Annotated in this window: 1 protein-coding gene; it reads right to left on the bottom strand. The window is 69.3% G+C overall.

Annotation, left to right across the window (positions count from 1 at the left end; translation table 11 throughout):
* Positions 1-58: 58 nt before the first annotated feature.
* The gene (locus tag NY1_RS14025; RefSeq protein WP_157762223.1) at positions 59-19,003 is read right to left on the bottom strand and encodes a non-ribosomal peptide synthetase; all 18,945 of its coding nucleotides are present in this window, start codon (positions 19,001-19,003) and stop codon (positions 59-61) included.
* Positions 19,004-19,453 lie beyond the last annotated feature (450 nt).

Raw genomic sequence — 19,453 nt, forward strand, 5'->3', positions numbered from 1 at the left:
ACCCAACAACAAGGAACGGTCTCGCTGCATACGGTAGCTTCCCCGCGGCGGTCGAGCGTCAGCGCCAGTCGTCACCTCGGTAATCGACCTCGTCGCCCGGGTCGTGCCCGGCGAATCGCAAGCGGACGCGCAGTCCCGGGTGCCGGTGCATCAGATAACGGACAGCGGAATCGATGCGTTCGGCCGGGGTCCCGTCGGCGATATCGAGGCCGATGCTCCGGACGGAGATGCCGGCGAGGTCGAGGGCGTCCGTTGCCCAGGCCGCTTCGGCGCGCGGTGTCAGGACCGGGGTGCGGTCCGGTGTGCCCGCCCGGGCCTGGTCCAGGCGTTCGAGCGCTGCGGTGAGTACCGCGCCGATGCGGTCGAGGGCTTCCGGTTCGGTCATTCCTTCGTGGGTGGACGGGATGAGATGGTTCACGATCTCGCCGGTGACGAAGGGCGCCCAGTCGGCGGCGCCGCGCCCGGCCTCGGCGTGGTCGGCTGCACCCGCGCCGAAGAACAGCAGTTCGCCGCGATGCAGGGTGGGCCGGAAGTCGCGGTCCAGGGCCACGGTGCGGATGACCGTGTCGGACATCCGGCGCACCAGGTCGTGGGATACGTCACCGAAGTCCCGTTCGAGGAACTCCTGCAGGCTGTCGACGGCCGCCGCGCTCAGTTCGAGCTGATCGTCCAGTTCGGCCATGGCATCGGGAAGTCCGAGGCCGGCGAAGGTCTCGCGCAGGGCGTCCCGGAGCGGGGCTTCGGCCCGGACGGGATAGGGGTACGCGTCGAGCAGGGCCAGCAGTTCGACCGATTCGCCGTGCTCCCGCAGGTTCGCCGCGATGGCGTGGGCCAGTTTGCCGCCGAGCGACCAGCCCAGCAGGCGGTACGGGCCCTCGGGCTGGACCGCGCGCAACTCGATGACGTAGCGCGCGGCGATCTCGGCGAGGGACTCCGGCGCGAAACCCGATTCCGTCAGCGCCGGGGATTGCAGACCGTAGATCGGCTGGCCGGGCGGCAGCACCCGGGTCAAACCGGAGTAGCACCAGGACAGCCCGGCCATCGGATGAATACAGAACAGCGGGGTGGCATCGCCCTCGGCCCGGATGGGCAGCACGATGCCGAGCGCGGCCGCCGGATCGGGTGCGGCGGCGGGCTCGAGATCGCCGAGGCGGCGGGCCAGTCCGGTGACGGTGGCAGCACCGAAGAAGTCGGCGACGGTCAGGCGCGCCCCGGTCTGCTCCCGGAGCCGGCTCACCACCCGGGTCGCCAGCAGCGAGGTGCCGCCGACGGCGAAGAAGTCGTCCTCCGCGCCGACCCTTTCCAGTCCGAGGGCCGCCGCGAAGGCTTCCGCCACCAGCGTCTCGGCCCGGGTCGACGGTGCACGGTAGGCGCGCGGCCGCAGTTCGGGCGCGGGCAGCGCGGCGCGATCCAGCTTGCCGACCGGGGTCAGGGGCAGTTCGTCCAGCCGGACGATGGCCGCCGGGACCATATGGGCGGGCAGGCGGGTGGCGGCGTGCCGGGCCAGGCGCTCGGTGTCGACCGTATGTCCCGGTGCGGCAAGCACATAGGAGACGAGCACCGTTTCCCCGGCGGGGGTGGCCCGGCCGAGGGTGACGGCGTGATCGACGTCCTCGTGCGCGGCCAGCACCGCGTCGATCTCGCCGAGTTCGATGCGGAACCCGCGGATCTTCACCTGGAAGTCGGATCGGCCCACGTACTCGATGCCGCCGCTGCCGGTCCACCGGGCGACGTCGCCGGTGCGGTACATGCGCTCGCCATCGGCGTACGGATTCGCCACGAACCGTTCGGCACTCAGCCCCGGGCGCGCGTGGTAGCCGCGCGCCAGCTGGATACCCGATACGTACAGCTCACCCGCCACGCCGACCGGAACCGGCTGGAGGTGGTCGTCGAGGACCAGCGCCCGTACGCCCCGGATCGGGCCGCCGATGGTGACCGGCGCTCCCGCGGACAGGGCGTCGCTGAGGTTGGTCATGATGGTGGCCTCGGTCGGACCGTAGGCATTGTGGAAGGCGCGAATCATGCCGTCCGCCAACGGAACCGCCCACTTGCCCACCAGATCGGCGGATAGCGCCTCACCACCGGCGATCAGTACCCGCAGGCTGTCGAGCCCGGCCGGATCCAGGGTGGACAGCACGGCGGGGGTGATCAGCGCATGGGTGACCTGCTCACGGTGGATCAGCTCGGCCAGCTCGTCGCCGCCGTAGACATCCGGCGGGACGACGATCAGGGTGCCGCCTCCGCCGATCGCCAGCAGGAACTCCAGAATCGACGCGTCGAAGGACGGCGACGCGAAATGCAGTGCGCGCGAACCGGAATCGAGTCGATACCGCGCCGCCTGCTCGGCGGTGAAATTGGCCAGACCGGCGTGGGTGACCACGACGCCCTTGGGCAGTCCGGTAGAGCCGGAGGTGTAGATGACGTACGCGGGATGCTCCGGGCGCAAGGGGCGCACCCGCTCGCCGTCGGCGATCACGGTGTCCGCGAACGCATTCGCGCCGCTCACCGCCTGGTCCAGGTCGTCCAGCACCAGCCAGGTCACCGAGTCCGGCAGGTCCGCCCGCACGGCCGCGACGGTCACGCCGATCAGCGCACCGGAATCGGTGACCATGTGCGCGATGCGATCGGCCGGGTAGTTCGGGTCGACCGGCACGAACGCGGCGCCGGTCTTGGCCACCGCCCAGGCGGTGCGGTACGAATCGTCCGAGCGCGGGACGGCGACCGCCACCACGTCCTCGGCGCCGATGCCGCGTTCGATGAGCAAGCGCGCCAATCGGTTCGACTGGGCGTCCAGCGCCCGATAGGACGTGCTGCGCCCGCCGAACACCACCGCCGGGCCGGACGGATTCGCCTGGACCGCGGCGCTCAGCAGCTCCGGCAGCGTGCGCGCGGGCTCGGCCGCACCGCCGCGCCGATCGAGGAGATCCGCGCGCTCGGCGGGCGACAGCAGCGTCAATTCACCGACTGGACGCGCGGGCCGGGCCACGATATCGGCGAGCAGGCGCAGGAATCGCTGCGCGAACAGCTCGACCGTGGCCGCGTCGAACAGGTCCCGGGCGAAGGTGAACATGCCGGTCGCACCGGAATCGGACGCACCGGCGATGGTCAACTGGAGATCGAACTTCGCGACAGCGGCATCGAAATCGACTGCACCGATGCGTAATCCGGGCAGTTCGAAGCCGGCGTCCGACAGGTTCTCGAACGACAGCGCCACCTGGAACAGCGGGTTCCGCGCGGTGGAACGCTCCGGATTCAGCAACTCGACGAGCCGCTCGAACGGGACGTCCGCGTGCGCGAAGGCGGCCAGATCGGTGTCCTTGACGTCGGTCAGCAGGTCCGCGAAGGTCTGCCGGCCCGATACCCGGGTGCGCAGCACGAGCGTATTGACGAACATGCCGATCACGTCGTCGAGTTCGGCCGCGCCGCGTCCGGCGACGGGCGTGCCGACGGCGATGTCACCGGTGCCCGACAGGCGGGACAGGAAGACGGCCAGCGCGGTGTGCATGACCATGAATAGGGTCGCATTGTGTTCCTGCGCAAGGGCATTGAGTCCGCCCTGCAATGCGGCGCCGATCTCGAAGGTCACCGTGCCGCCGCGCAGGGACGCCACCGGCGGCCGCGGACGGTCCGCCGGGAGGTTCAGCTCGTCCGGCAATCCGGCCAATCGGTTCCGCCAGTAATCGGATTGCGCCGCAAGCAGGCTCGCGGGGTCGTCCGCAACGCCGAGCACCTCGCGCTGCCAGAGGCTGAAGTCGGCGTATTGCACGGGCAGCGGCGGCCACGAGGGCGCGTTCCCCGCGCCCCGGGCCGCGTAGGCGATCATCACATCGCGGGTGAGCGGGCCCATGGACCAGCCGTCGGCGCTGATGTGATGCGCGACGAACGCCAGGACGTACTCGTCGTCCTCGACGCGGAAGAGCCGGGCGCGCAACGGCAGTTCGGTGGTCACGTCGAAGCCGGCGCCGAGGAATTCGGCGATCCGCTCGTGCACCGACCCGGCATCGACCGGAACCGGAGTCAGGTCCGGAATCGCTTGTGCCGCAGGCAGGATCACCTGCACGGGTTCGCCGTCGAGCTCCGGGTAGATGGTGCGCAGCACCTCGTGACGTTCGATCAGATCGGCGACGGCCCGTTGCAGCGCGGCCACCTCCAGATCGCCGGACAGCCGGACCGCGACGGGAATGTTGTAGGCGCCCGACGCGGTGTCGAACTGGTTGAGGAACCACATGCGCTGCTGTGCCAGCGACAAGGGGATCCGCTCCGGACGCTGTCGCGCGGTCAGGGCCGGACGGCCACCGGCTCCCGCGAGCGCTGCCACGCCGGCCGCGAGCGCGCCGACGGTCGGCGCTTCGAACAGCGTGCGCACGGGCACCCGGGCATCCAGGGCCGCGCCCAGCCGCGCCACCACCTGGGTGGCGAGCAGCGAATTGCCGCCCAGGGCGAAGAAGTCGTCGTGCACGCCGACGCGTTCCTGCCCGAGCACCGCGGCCATCACGTCGGCGACGGTTCGTTCCAAAGCCGTTCTCGGGGCCTGGAATTCACGCCGGGTCAGCACCGGTTCCGGCAGCGCGCGCCGATCCAGCTTGCCGACCGGGTTCAGCGGAATGGCGTCGAGGACCGTAATGGCCGTCGGCACCATGTATTCCGGCAGCCGGGCCGCGACATGCTCGGTGAGGGCCGCGATGTCGATGGCGCGGCCGGGCGCGGGCACCACGTAGGCCGCCAGGATGGTGGAGCCCGCGTCGGTGCGATGGCCGATGGTGGCCGCGTAGTCCACCGAGTCGTGCGCGGACAGCGCGGCGTCGATCTCGCCCAGCTCGATGCGGAAGCCGCGCACCTTGAGCTGGAAGTCGGAGCGGCCGACGTATTCGATGGTGCGGGCGGCGGTCCAGCGCACCACGTCACCGGTGCGGTACATGCGTTCGCCGGGCGCGTACGGGTTGGCGACGAATCGATCGGCGGTCAGGCCCGCGCGCCGGTGGTAGCCGCGCGCCAGTTGAATGCCCGCCAGGTACAGCTCGCCCGGCACGCCGACCGGAGCCGGACGCAGGCGATTGTCCAGGATCAGCGCCTGCGTGCCCCGGATCGGGCCGCCGATGCTGACCGGATCGCCCGCGATCAGGGGATCGCTGATGGTGGTGACGATGGTGGTTTCGGTCGGACCGTAGACGTCGTGGAAGGCGCGCACGGTGCTGCCCGCACCGAGGGGCGTCGCCCACTTGGCGATCAGTTCGGCCGGGACGGCCTCGCCGCCGACCACCAGCTCCCGCAGCGTATCCAGGCCCTCCGGCCCGAAGGTGGCGAGCGCGGCGGTGGTGATGAACGCGTGCGTGACGCCGCCGCCGCGCATGACCTCGGCCAGTTCCTCGCCGCCGTAGACGCCCGGTGGAACGACCACGAGAGCGCCGCCGCGGCCGAGGGCCATCAGGTATTCCATCATCGATCCGTCGAAGGACGGCGACGCGAATTGCAGTGCGCGCGTGGTGGAATCGAGATGGTAGCGGGTCACCTGCTCGGCGGTGAAGTTGGCCAGGCCCGCGTGGGAGACCACGACGCCCTTGGGTACGCCGGTGGAACCGGAGGTGTAGACGACATAGGCCGGGTGTTCGGGACGCAATGGGCGCACCCGCTCGGTATCGGCTATCGCAGTGTCCGCGAACGTATTCGCCGCACCGGCGGCGTCCTCCAGGTCCTCCAGTACGAGCCATTCGACCGAGTCGGGCAGGCTCGCGCGCGCCGCCGCCACGGTGAGCCCGATCGGCGAACCGGAGTCGGTGATCATGTGGGCGATGCGGTCGGCCGGGTAGTTGGGGTCCACCGGCACGAAGGCCGCACCGGCCTTGGACACCGCCCAGGCGGTGCAGTAGGCGTCGGCCGAGCGCGGGACGGCGACGGCCACCAGATCCTCGGCGCCGATGCCGCGGGCGATCAGCAAGCGCGCCAGGCGATTCGAACGGGTGTCGAGTTCGCGGTAGGACAGACTCGTAGCCGGTTGGGTGGTATCGGCGTGCCGGAACATCACCGCGGGCGCGTCCGGGTCGATCGCGACGGCATCGGCGATCAGGTCGGGCCAGGTGCGCGCCGGTTCGGTCGCGCCGCCCCGGCGATCGGTGAGGTCCTCGAACTCGCTGGGCGACAACAGCTCCAGGTCGCCGACCGGATGGCCGGGCCGCGCGACGATTTCGGCCAGCAGCCGCAGGAACCGCTGCGCGAAGACCGCCACCGTGGTCTCGTCGAACAGGTCTCGGGCGAAGGTGAAGGTGCCGGCCGCACCGGAATCGGCGGTTGCCGCGATGGACAGCTGCAGATCGAATTTCGCGGTGTCGATCGCGAAATCGACCGCGCCCACCCGCAATCCGGGCAGTTCGAAGCCGGCTTCGGGGAGGTTCTCGAACGACAGGGCCACCTGGAACAGCGGGTTCCGCGCGGTGGAGCGCTCCGGGTTCAGCAGTTCGACGAGCCGTTCGAACGGGAGATCCGCGTGCGCGAAGGCCGCCAGATCGGTGTCCTTGACCTCGGTGAGCAGATCTTCGAAGGTCTGCTGCCCGGTGACGCGGGTACGCAGCACCAGGGTGTTGACGAACATGCCGATCACGTCGTCGAGTTCGGCCTCGCCGCGGCCCGCGATCGGGGTTCCGATGGCCAGGTCGGCGCTGCCCGACAGGCGTGACAGGAATACCGCGAGGGCGGCGTGCACGACCATGAACAGCGTCGCATGGTGTTCCCGCGCCAGGCTGCGCAGCCCGTGATGCAGTTCGTCGCCGATCTCGAACGACACGGTGCCGCCGCGCAGGGACGCCACCGGCGGGCGGGGGCGATCCGACGGCAGGTTCAGCTCGTCCGGCAATCCGGCCAGGGCGTCGCGCCAGTAGCCGGCCTGCGCGGAGATGAGGCTGTCCGGATCGTCCTCGGAGCCCAGGACTTCGCGTTGCCACAGCGTGTAATCCGCGTACTGGACCGGCAGCGGGCGCCAGCCCGGAGCCGCACCGTTCGCGCGCGCCGCGTAGGCCAGCATGATGTCGCGGGTGAACGGGCCCATCGACCAGCCGTCGGCGCTGATGTGGTGGGCAACGAAAACCAGCACGTACTCGGCGGCCTCGTTCAGGGATTCCGGTGACGGCTCGACCCGGAACAGCCCGGCCCGCAGCGGAATCTCCTGCGCGACATCGAATCCCGTCGACAGCACCTCCGCGATGCTGTCCCGCAGCGCGTCGGTGGACACCGGGACCGGGGTCAGGTCGGGCACCGCCTCCTCGGCGGACCGGATCACCTGCCGGGCCGCGCCGTCGAGCTGCGGATAGACCGTGCGCAGCGATTCGTGGCGGCCGATGGTGTCGGCCACCGCCTGCTGCAATGCGGCCACATCCAGTTCGCCGGTCAGGCGCACGGCCGCCGGAATGTTGTAGGCCGCCGAGCCGGTGTCGAACTGGTTGAGGAACCACATCCGCTGCTGCGCCAACGACAGGGGCACGAGCTGCGCGCGCGGCCCGGCGGTCAGCGCCTTGCGGCCGCGCCCCGCCTGTGGTTCGACCGCGCGGGCGAGCGCCGCGACGCCGGGCGATTCGAACAGGGTGCGCACGGGTACGTGGGTGTCCAGGGCAGCGCCGAGGCGGCCCGCCACCTGGGTGGCGAGCAGCGAATTGCCGCCCAGGGCGAAGAAGTCGTCGTGCACGCCGACCCGCTCCAGGCCGAGTACGGCCGCCAGCACCTCGGCGACCGCCTGTTCCGAAGCCGTTCGCGGGGCCAGGAATTCGCGCTGGACGAGCACGGGTTCCGGCAGTGCCCGCCGATCCAGCTTGCCGGCGGGCGTCAAGGGAACAGCATCGAGAATCGTGATGGCGGCCGGCACCATGTATTCCGGCAGCCGGGCCGCGAGGTGCTCGGTGAGTGCCGCGGGATCGATCTCCCGGCCGGCGGCGGGCAGGACATAGGCGGCCAGCATCGTGGCGCCGGCCGCCGTGCGGTGGCCGATCGTCACCCCGAAGCCGACCGCTTCGTGTGCGGTCAGGGCGGCGTCGATCTCGCCGAGTTCGATGCGGAAGCCGCGGATCTTGACCTGGAAGTCGGCGCGGCCGACGTACTCGACCTCGCCGTTCCCGGTCCACCGCACTACATCTCCGGTGCGGTACATACGTTCGCCTGCGACGTACGGGTTGGCGACGAACCGTTCGGCGCTCAGGCCCGGGCGGGCGTGATAGCCGCGCGCCAGCTGCACGCCCGACAGGTACAGCTCACCCGCGACGCCGACGGGAACCGGCTGGAGCTGGTCGTCGAGGATCAGCGAGTGCACGCCCCGGATCGGGCGGCCGATGGTGACCGGATCGTGCGCCACCAGGGGGTTGCTGAGGTTGGTCATGATGGTGGCTTCGGTGGGGCCGTACGCATTGTGGAAGGCGCGAATCGTGCCGTCCGCCAACGGGACCGCCCACTTGCCCACCAGGTCCGCCGACAGCGCTTCGCCACCGGCGATGAGCACCCGCAGGCTATCCAGCCCGGACGGGTCCAGGGTGGCGAGGACCGCCGGGGTGATCAGGGCATGAGTGACCTGCTCAGCGCGGATCAGCTCGGCCAGTTCCGCACCGCCGTAGGTTCCCGGCGGGACGACGACCAGGGTGCCGCCGGCTCCGACGGCCAGCAGGAATTCCAGGATCGACGCGTCGAATGACGGAGACGCGAAATGCAGTGCCCGGGAGGCGGAATCGAGTCCATAGCGCTCGACCTGCTCCACGGCGAAGTTGACCAGACCCTGGTGCGTGACGACGACGCCCTTGGGCACGCCGGTGGAACCGGAGGTGTAGATGACATAGGCCGGGTGTTCCGGACGCAGTGATCGAACTCGATCAACCGGCTCGATTCTGTTGTCCGCGAATGTGTTCAGTTCGAGCTCATCGAGTACGAGCCACGCCACCGAGTCCGGCAGATCGGCTCGCACCGATGCCACGGTGAGTCCGACCTGCGCACCGGAATCGGTGATCATGTGGGCGATACGGTCGGCCGGGTAGTTCGGGTCCACCGGTACGAACGCCGCACCGGTCTTCGATACCGCCCACTCGGCGAGGTAGGAATCGTCGGAGCGCGGTACCGCGACCGCGACAAGGTCTTCGGCTCCGATGCCGCGCTCGATCAGCAAGCGCGCCAATCGATTCGACCGGGCGTCCAATTCTGCGTAGGACAGACTCCTCCCCTGGAACACCACTGCGGGCGCTCCGGGATCGATCGTCACCGCGTCGGCAATGAGGTCAGGCAGGGTGCGCGCCGGCAGGGCGGGCAGCCCGAATCGGGCTTCCAGATCGGCGCGTTCATCGTGGTCGAGGATGTCGATCGCACCCACACCGATCTCCGGCCGCGCCGCGATGGCCGCCAGCAGGCGCAGGAAGCGCTGCGCGAACACCGCCACGGTCGCTTCGTCGAACAAATCCCGGGCGAAGGTGAATACGCCTACCGCCCCGTTCTCGGAGGCGCCGACGACCCGCAGCTCCAGATCGAATTTCGCGGTGTCGATGGCGAAATCCACTGCGCCGACCCGCAATCCGGGCAGCTCGAACCCGGCGTCGGGCAGGTTCTCGAACGACAGGGCCACCTGGAACAACGGATTCCGCGCCGTGGAACGCTCCGGCTCCAGCAGTTCGACCAGCCGCTCGAACGGCATATCCGCATGTGCGAACGCCGCCAGATCCACGTCCTTGACCTCTGCCAGCAGGTCCGCGAAAGACTGCCGCCCCGATACGCGGGTCCGCAGCACCAGCGTATTGACGAACATGCCGATCACATCGTCGAGTTCGGCCTCGCCGCGCCCCGCGATCGGCGTACCGATCGCAATATCACTTGTGCCCGACATCCGGGCGAGGAATACCGCCAGCGCGGTGTGCATCACCATGAACGGCGTCGCGTTGTGTTCCCGCGCAATGGCATTCAGCCCGCGCTGCACCTCGGTGCCGATATCGAAACTCACCGTGCCGCCACGCAGCGAAGCCACCGGCGGGCGCGGCCGATCCGCGGGCAGATTCAGTTCGTCCGGCAGCCCGGCCAGCGCGGCACGCCAGTAACCGGCCTGCGCGGAGAGGAGGCTGCCCGGATCGTCCTCGGAGCCGAGCACTTCACGCTGCCACAGCGTGTAATCCGCGTACTGCACCGGCAGCGGGCTCCAGGCCGGAGCAGCACCGTTCACCCGCGCCGCATAGGCCAGCATGATGTCGCGCGTGAACGGACCCATCGACCAGCCGTCGGCGCTGATGTGGTGCACCACGAACACCAGCACGTATTCCGCGGCATCACCGACGGCGTCCGCTTCCGCCTCGACCCGGAACAACCCGGCCCGCCACGGAACTTCGCGGGTCACGTCGAACCCCTCCGACACCACTCCGGCAATCCGCTCCCGCACCGAATCCGCCGTCACGACCACCGGATCCAGCTCGTACGTCAGCTCCGCAACCGGCCGAACCACCTGCCGCGCCGCTCCATCCACCTCCGGATAAACCGTCCGCAACGACTCGTGCCGCCCGACGGTATCGCCCACCGCCGCCCGCAACGCCGCCACATCCAGCTCACCACTCAACCGCACCGCGACCGGAATGTTGTAAGCCGCCGACCCCGGCTCGAACCGATTGAGAAACCACATCCGCTGCTGCGCCAACGACAACGGCACCACCTCCGGCCGCGCCCCGCCGGTCAAGGCTCGCCGCCCCCGCCCCGCCTGCCGCTCCACCATCACCGCAAGCCCCGCAACCGTCGGCGCCTCGAACAACACCCGCACCGGAACCCGGGTATCCAGCGCCGCCCCCAGCCGCGCCGCAACCCGCGTAGCCACCAGCGAGTTCCCACCCAGAGCGAAGAAGTCGTCATCCGCCCCCACCCGCTCGACCCCGAGCAACTCGGCGAAGACGCCCGCCACGATCTCCTCGATCGGCGTCGACGGCACCCGGAAGACCGTGGCTTCGAACTCCGCCTCCGGCAGCGCCTTTCGATTCAATTTGCCGTTCGCATTGAGCGGCATGGCATCGAGCACCACGAGCGCGGCCGGGACCATGTACGACGGCAGGCGCGACGCCAGGTGCGCCCGCAGCGCGTCGATATCCAACGTCGCAGCCGTATCGGTCGATTCGGCTGCGACAGCGGTGGGCACCACGTAACCGACGAGGCGATCACCGGTACGCGGGTCGGAATTCATGACCACGACCGCCTGGCCGACCGAATCGAAAGCCGTCAAGGCCGACTCGATCTCACCGAGTTCGATACGCAGGCCACGCAGCTTCACCTGGAAGTCGGTACGACCCATATAGACGATGTCACCAGCGGCGGTACGGCGCACCAGGTCACCGGTGCGATACATGCGCTCACCGTTGCCCAGGGGGTTGGCCACGAAACGATCCGCGGTCAGATCCGCCCGGCCGACGTAACCACGCGCGAGCTGATCACCCGCGAGGTACAGCTCACCCGCCACACCCGGAGCGACCGGGTGCAGACGCGAATCCAGCACATACGCACGCGCATTCCACACCGGACGGCCGATCGGGACCGCACCTTGCACGTCCTCCGCGACCGGCGCGTAGGTGGCATGGACGGTGAATTCGGTCGGACCGTAGAGGTTGTGCAACGGCGCGTCACTGACCCGGCGGAACGCCTGCACCACATCGGAAGTGAACGCTTCACCCGCGATGAGCAGAGCCCGCAACGACGTCAGCTGAGCCGCATCCACACTGCTCGCGAACACGCTGAGCATCGACGGCACGAACGAAGTCAGCGTGACGCCCTCGGCCGCGATGACATCCGCCAGGTACTGCGGGTCGCGGTGCCCGTCCGGGGTCGCGATGACCATGCGGCCGGCGGTGGCAATCGGCGCGAACAACTCCCACACCGACACATCGAAGGTCTGCGGGGTCTTGAACAACACCACATCGTCGGTATCGAGACCGTACTCGTTGCTGATCCACGCAATCTGGTTCACCGCCGCGGCATGCGAAACCGCCACACCCTTCGGGCGACCGGTCGAACCGGAGGTGAAGATCACGTACGCGGCGTTCGAGGCACGCAGCGGCGCAACACGATCCGCGTCAGTCAGCGGCGCGTCGGAGTAACCCGATAGGTCCAGCTCATCGATGCGCAGTGTCTCCGTGTCGGCAGAAACGGATGACGAAGAACCGGCGAAGTCGAAACCATCACGCCCGGTAGTCAGCACCACCACCGGGTTCGCGGTCTCCACCACGTAGGCGATTCGGTCGGCGGGCTGATCCAGATCCAGCGGCACGTACGCGCCACCAGCCGCCAGGACCGCGTACATCGCGATCACCAGGTCGGCAGAGCGCCGAATGCCCAAGGCCACCAGGGTGTCCGGACCCACGCCCGCTTCGACCAGCTTGCGGGCCAGGCGGTTGACGCGGGCGGCCAGTTCGGCGTAGGTGAGGGTTTCGCCGTCCGGACCGGTGAGCGCCAGTGCGGCCGGGCGGGTTTCGGCGGTTCGGTCCACTAGTGATCCCAGTGTCGCCGCCAGGTCGATCGGCTGCGGGGGCGCGGACTCGGCTTCGAGCAGGTCGGCTCTTTCGGCCGGGGTGAGCAGGTCGATATCACCCACGGGTACCGACGGATTGGCGATGGCGGCGGCAAGCAGGCGGTTCAGCCGGTCTGCGAAGCCGGCTGCTGTTTCGGCGTCGAACAGGTCGGTGACGTAGGTCAGGTAGCCGCCGATGCCCACCGGCGCGCCGGTTTCGTCGTATTCGTCGGAGACGATGAGGTGCAGGTCGAATTGGGATACCGCGAGGTCCGACTCGACGGGGGTGATGGTCAGGCCGGGCAGTTCGAGGGCCGAGCGGGCCATGTTCTGGAAGGACAGGCCGACCTGGAAGAGGGGGTGGTGGGCGGTGGTGCGGGGCGGGTTCAGGACCTCGACCAGGCGCTCGAAGGGGATGTCGCTGTGCGAGAAGGCGCGCAGGTCGGTTTCGCGTTGGGCGGTGAGCAGTTCGGCGAAGGAGTCGGCGGCGTGCACGCGGGTGCGGAAGATGACCGTGTTGACGAACATGCCGATGAGGTCGTCGAGTTCGCGTTCACCGCGGCCCGCCACGGGGGTGCCGATGGCGATGTCGCCGGAGCCGGAGAGGCGGGCGAGCAGGGCGGCGAAGGCGGCGTGGACGACCATGAAGACCGTCGCGTGGTGTTCGCGGGCGAGGCGCACCACACCCGCATGGATTTCGGGGTCGATCATCACCGGCACCCGGGCGCCGAGCGCGGACGCCACCGCCGGGCGCGGCCGGTCGGCGGGCAACTCCAGCAGGTCGGGCAGGTCGGCGAGTTCGCGCTTCCAGTACGCGAGCTGCTGTGCCGCAATCGATTCCGGGTCGGATTCGGACCCGAGCAGTTCGCGCTGCCACAGCGCATAGTCGGCGTATTGCACCCGCAAGGGCGTCCAACCGGGTGCGGTGCCTGCACTGCGGGCGGTGTAGGCAATCATGATGTCGCGCACCAGCGGCACCAGGGAGGAGGCGTCGGCGGCGATGTGGTGGGCGACCACCGCGAGCACGTACTCCGGCTCGGTCGCGTCGGCGATCTCCAGCAGGCGCACCCGGATGGGCACCTCGCGGGTGACGTCGAAGGCCGTCATGGCGAGTTCGTGTACGACCGTTGTCATTTCGGCCGCGGGCAGGCGCACGGTGGTCAGGCGCGGAAGCGAGGCGTCGCCGATGAACGACACGACCTGGACCGGGCCCCGGGGCGTCTCCGGGTAGACGGTGCGCAGCACTTCGTGCCGCGTCACGACGTCGTCCAGGGCGGCGCTCAGGGCGGCCACGTCGAGGCTGCCGGTCAGCCGCAGCGCGAGCGGCAGGTTGTAGGCGGCCGAACCGGCGGAAACCACACCGTCGCCGTGATCCTCGAAGCGGTTGAGGAACCACATGCGCTGCTGCGCGGGCGACAGCGGAAGCTGTTCGGGCCGTTCGATACTGCCCAGTTCCAGGGCGCGCCCCAGGCGGGTCCGCGATTGCACGGCCGCGGCCAGCCCGGCGACGGTCGGAGCTTCGAACAGCGCCCGCACCGCCACCCGATCGCCGAGGGCCGCGCCGAGCCGTGCCGCCGCGGCGGTCGCGACCAGCGAATTACCGCCGAGCGCGAAGAAATCGTCTTCGGCGCCGACGCGTTCGACACCGAGCACCTCGCCGAAGACGCCCGCGATGATCTCCTGGAGCGGTGTCGCGGGAGCCCGGAAGTCACGCGCGCCGAAGGTGGGCGCGGGCAGCGCCTTGCGATCGAGCTTGCCGCTGGCGTTCAGCGGAAACTCGTCCATGACCTGGACGGCGGACGGGATCATGTAGCGGGGCAGTGAATCACCGAGTGCGGCAAGCAGTTCCGCGCTCTCGATGCTCCGTCCGGGTACCGCGACCACGTGCGCGACCAGCTGATCACCGGTCTCTGTGGCCATGACCGATGCCACGGCCGCACTCACCGAATCCTGCGCCAGCAGTACGGTTTCGATCTCACCCAGCTCGATGCGCTGGCCCCGGAACTTCACCTGGAAATCGGTGCGGCCGAGGTAATCCAGGCGAGCCGGGCGATCATCCCCCGCGGCACGCCAGACGACCAGGTCACCGGTGCGGTACATCCGCTCCCCGGATCCGAACGGATTGGCCACGAAGCGATCCGCGGTCAGATCGGGACGCCGCACATAGCCGCGCGCCAGCTGATCACCGGCCAGATACAGCTCACCGGCGACACCCGCCGGCACCGGCCGCAGCCGCGAATCCAGCACGTACACCCGGACATTCCATTGCGGCGAACCGATCGGCACCGAACCCCGCTCGTCACCGCGCGCCTGCCATCCGGTCACCGACACCGCGGCTTCCGTGGGCCCGTACAGGTTGTGCACGCGCGCCGCGGAGATCTCCGCGAACCCGGCCACTGTCTCCGGCGGCAGCGCCTCGCCGATCACGAAGACCTCGCGCAGCGTCTCCAGCCCGCCCGGCGCGGTGTGCGCGGCGAACACGGTCAGCATGGACGGCACGAAGTCGGTCATGGTGACGCGCTGCCGCGCAATGGTTTCGGCCACGTAGGCCGGATCGCGGTGCCCGTCGTGGGTGGCGACCACCAGCAGCGCGCCCACCCGCAGCGGCATGAAATAGCCCCACAGCGACACGTCGAAGGTGGTCGCGGTCTTCTGCAGGTAGACGTCGGTGGGGGTCATGCCGTATTCGGCGACCATCCAGCTGATCTGGTTGTGAATGGCCGCGTGGGAGACCGCGACACCCTTGGGACGGCCGGTGGATCCGGAGGTGAAGATGACATAGGCCGGATGGTCCGGGCGGATCGGCCGCGCCAGTTCGGTGTCCAGCAGCGGAGCCGGAGAGTAGGCGTTCAGGTCCACGGCGTCCAGGAGCACGACATCGGTGCCCGCCGGAACCGGGACGCTGTCGGCCGTGGTGGTCAATACGCAGGCCGGTCGCGCGGTGCCGAGAATGTGCGCGATCCGCTCGGCCGGATGGTCGGGATCCAGCGGCACGTACGCACCGCCCGCCGTGACCACGGCATACATGCCGATCACCAGGTCCAGCGAGCGGCGCACGGCCAGGCCCACCAGCGATTCCGTGCCGACGCCCTGCGCGATCAGCAGCCGGGCGAGCCGGTTGACCCGCCAGTCGAACTCCCGGTAGGTCAGCTCCGCGCCTTCGTAGTGCACGGCGACCGCGTCGGGGTGGGCGGCCACCGCGCGCCGGTAGCCGTCGAGCAATGAACCCCCGCGCACCCGATGCCGGGTATCGTTCCAGTCCAGCAGGATTCGCGTCCGCTCGGCGGCGTCGAGCAAGTCGAGATCGCCGATCGCCACCGAGGTGTCGGCGACCGCCGCGGACAGCAGCCGCACCAGCCGATCCGCCAACCCGGCCACCGTGCGTTCATCGAAAAGATCGGTGGCGTAGGTGAATACGCCGCCCATTCCATCGTGATCCCGTGGCAGCAGGGACAGTTGCAGGTCGAATTTCGCTATCGCACCGTCGGGTTCGACGGCCTCCACCGTCAGCCCGGGCAGCTCGGCGCGCGGGGCGTCCAGGTTCTGGAAGAACAACGCCACCTGGAACAGCGGATGATGCGCCTGCGTGCGGACCGGGTCCAGCACTTCCACGAGTCGTTCGAAGGGCAGCTCGGCGTGCGAGAACGCCGCCAGGTCCACCTCTTTCGCGGCGGTGAGCAGTTCGGCGAACGAGTCACCGGCATCCACGCGCAGGCGCAGCGCCAGGGTGTTGACGAACATGCCGATCAGGTCGTCCAGTTCGGCTTCGCCGCGCCCCGCCACGGGGGTGCCGATCACGATGTCACCGGTGCCGGACAGCCGGGCCAGCAGCGCGGCGAAAGCGCTGTGCCACACCATGAACGGCGATGCCCCAGCGGCATGGGCCAGCTCGTCGATCCGCGCCACCAGTTCCGGGCCGATCTCGAACCCGTAGGTCGCGCCCCGTCCGGATGCCACGGTCGGCCGGACACCCACGGTGGGCAGCTCGAGCCGGTCCGGAATTCCCGCCAGCACCGCACGCCAGTAGGCGATCTGGGTGGCCGCGACCGATCCGGGTTCCCGCTCGTCGCCGAGCAGCGCGCGCTGCCACAGCGTGTAGTCGGCGTATTGGATCGGCAGCGGAGCCCAGTTCGGAGCCATGCCGTCACGACGAGCCAGGAAGGCCGACAGCAGATCTCGCGCGAAGGGCCCGGTAGAGAAGCCGTCGGCGGCGATGTGGTGCACGACGATCGCGAGGACGTGATCGTCGGCGCCGAGCCGGGCCAGTTCCACGCGCAATGGCACAGCGGCCGATACATCGAACCCGGCGAGCGCGTGTCCCGCCAGCCAGCCGGCGAGTTCCCCGGCTCCGATCGATTGTGGGGCGAGCACCGGAATCACTTGCACGGCAGGAAGAATCATCTGCTGCCCGGTACCGTCCACGACCGGATACACGGTGCGCAATGCCTCGTGCCGCTCGATCACATCGCCGAACGCGGCCCGCAGCGCCGCGATATCGAGGGGCCCGGTGAGCCGCAGCGCGAAGGAAAGGTTCTCCGCCGCCGACGCCGGATCGAACTGGTTCAGGAACCACATGCGCTGCTGCGCGGGCGACAGCGGAATGCGTTCCGGGCGTGGCCGTGCCACGAGTTCGGCCCGCCCGCCCGCGCCTTCGAGTCCGGCCAGTTCGGCCGCCAGCGCGGCGACGGTCGGCGCGGTGAACAGCAACCGGCCGGGCACTCGTGCGGAGATGAGCGCCCCCAGCCGCGCCGCGACCCGGGCGGCGATCAGCGAGTTGCCGCCGAGTTCGAAGAAGTTGTCGTCCGCGCCGATGGGATCCGCCGGCCCGAGCAACTCGGTCAGCACCTCGGCGACCAGCACTTCCAAACGCCCTGCCGGAGCCCGGAACTCGGCGACCCGCAGCTGCGGTACGGGCAGCGCCCGGCGGTCCAGCTTGCCGACCGGGGTGAGCGGGATCCGGTCGAGCACCGTGATCACGGCGGGCACCATATGGGCTGGCAGCCGGCGCGCGGCCAGGTCCGTCAGCTCGTCCACCTCGATCGCCGCCCCGCCGGGCGCGTGCACGTACGACGCGAGAATGGTGGCCCCGCCCGCGAGTTCGTGACCGATGGTGACCGCGAAGTCCACGCTCGGATGCGCCGCCAGCACCTCGTCGATCTCGCCGAGCTCGATCCGGAACCCGCGAATCTTGACCTGGAAGTCATTGCGCCCCAGGTACTCCAGCTCCGCGGTGGCTGCCCGCCGCACCAAGTCACCGGTGCGGTAGGCGCGCGAACCGGGCGGGCCGAACGGATTCGCCACGAACCGTTCGGCGGTGAGCCCCGGCCGGTTGTGATACCCGCGAGCCAGTTGATCACCCGACAGATACAGCTCACCCGCGACACCCGCGGGGGCCGGGGCCAAGCGCTCGTCCAGCACGTATTCGGTGACGCTGCGCAGCGGTCCGCCGATGGTCACCGGCCCGTCCGGCGTCAGATCGGCGGTATTGGCCAGGATCGTCGCCTCGGTGGGCCCGTACCCGTTCACGAACCGGCGCGCCGCACCATCCGCGAGCGGGGTCACCCAGCGCCGCACCAACTCCGGCGGACAGGCCTCACCGGCGGCCACGATCACCCGCAGATCGTCGAGCCCGCTCGGATCGACCGAGGTGAGCGCCGACGGCGTGATCATCATGTGGCTGACCCGTTCCCGGCGCAGCAGGGCCGCCAGTTCCGTACCGCCGTACACCTCCGGCACGGCGATCACCAGGGTCGCGGACGCGCCGATCGCCAGCAGCAGTTCGCCCACCGAAACGTCGAAGGACGGCGAGATCACGTGCAGCACCCGCGCGTCCGAAGTGGCGGCCAGGCGCTCACGCTGCACCGCGCAGTACACCGATACGGCGGCCTGGGAGATCACCACGCCCTTGGGCAGGCCGGTCGAGCCGGAGGTGTAGATGACGTACGCGGGATGATGCGCCCGCAACGGCCGCACCCGGTCGGCATTGGTGACCAGCTCGGTCGAACCGGATTCCAGCCGCGCCCGCGCTGCCTCGGTATCGATGACCAGCCATTCCACCGACCCGGGCAGTTCCGGTCGCGCGGCTTCGACGGTAAGCCCCAGCACCGCACCGGAATCGGCGACCATGTGCGCGATCCGGTCGGCCGGGTACTTCGGGTCCACCGGCACGAAGCCCGCGCCGGCCTTGGCCACCGCCCACACCGCCAGCAGCGATTCGATGGACCGCGGAATCCCGATGGCCACCAGATCGCCCGGCCCGGCGCCGCGTTCGATCAGCTGCCGCGCCAGGCGGGTGGATCGCTCGTCGAGCTCCGCGTAGGTCAGCGTGGCGAGAGTGGCCGTTTCGTCCGCGAGGATCAGAGCCACCGCGTCGGGATCGGTTTCGACGGCCGCCGCCAGCAAACGCGGCAGGGTGGGGATCCGGGGTCCGCGGGCGCGCACCGGACGGGTTCGAACCGAGCGGATCGTTTTCGCTCCCCCGCCGGAAATCGAATCCACTTCACCCACTGGCCGAACCATGAACTCTCCCCAAGTCCCTTGCCGCGCACGGCATACTGCACCGCGCATCATTCTTCGGCAATCTTCCGGTTCACGCCAAACGACGATTCATGTCACGGCAGGGACTTATTGCGCCAAAACCGGCAAATGCGAAAACAATTCCAGCCGGTAACAAAGGCCGACCGCGCACCACCAGCCTCGATGCGATGACTTAACGGCCGATCGATGCGATGCCTATGATCAGGGAAAACTATCGCAGTGACCCACTGCACATCCGGCTCGGGAGAGTACTGAATCGGCCCCGATTCCTATGTAGGGGTAACTATTTCGGTCGTGTTTCAGGCCGGTGTATAGGTCTCTATATCGGTCACCGTATCCGTCACGGTATTGGCCGCCCGAGTAACTTACTCACCGGGATACTCGCCATTACTCCATAGACTGGCCCGAATTATGTTGTCCTAAACAAATTTG

The organism is Nocardia yamanashiensis NBRC 100130 (assembly GCF_001613325.1).
GTDB lineage: Bacteria > Actinomycetota > Actinomycetes > Mycobacteriales > Mycobacteriaceae > Nocardia > Nocardia yamanashiensis.